Here is a 376-nt window from a genome sequence, read left to right as displayed (position 1 = left end):
CCTGCCCTGCGCGGTCAGCGCCGCCTCGACGTACTCGGCACCGAACCGGGCGAACCTGTCGCGGTGCTCGACCACGATCGTCGACACAGCCGGATCACGGAGCAGGGCGAGGAACTTCTTCCGGTGCCCGTCGAGCGCCGAGCCGACCTCGGTCACCACCCGGTCCACGGCGAGTTTCTGGCTCGTGGCCCATACCGTCACCCGGGCGACCTGCCGATCCAGGTCCGCATTCTGGTCAGCCGACGACACCCGGGCGTACACCACTGTCTGCCCGGGTTCGGCCGACGTTGCGGTGACCGGCTCGCCGACCATGATGAGACGGCCGATCCGGTAGGTAGGAACAGGCAGCGTCCCGGCCGCGTACTGCCGTCGAGCG

Annotated in this window: 1 protein-coding gene; it reads right to left on the bottom strand. The window is 69.7% G+C overall.

Annotation, left to right across the window (positions count from 1 at the left end; genetic code table 11):
• Positions 1-376, bottom strand: a 376-nt coding sequence (locus ADL15_RS19845) for an IS607 family transposase (protein WP_157441472.1), incomplete at both ends; no start/stop codon positions are given.

Source organism: Actinoplanes awajinensis subsp. mycoplanecinus, assembly GCF_001509495.1.
GTDB classification, from domain to species: Bacteria; Actinomycetota; Actinomycetes; order Mycobacteriales; family Micromonosporaceae; genus Actinoplanes; species Actinoplanes palleronii.
This window is presented reverse-complemented; position numbering and strand designations above follow the sequence as displayed.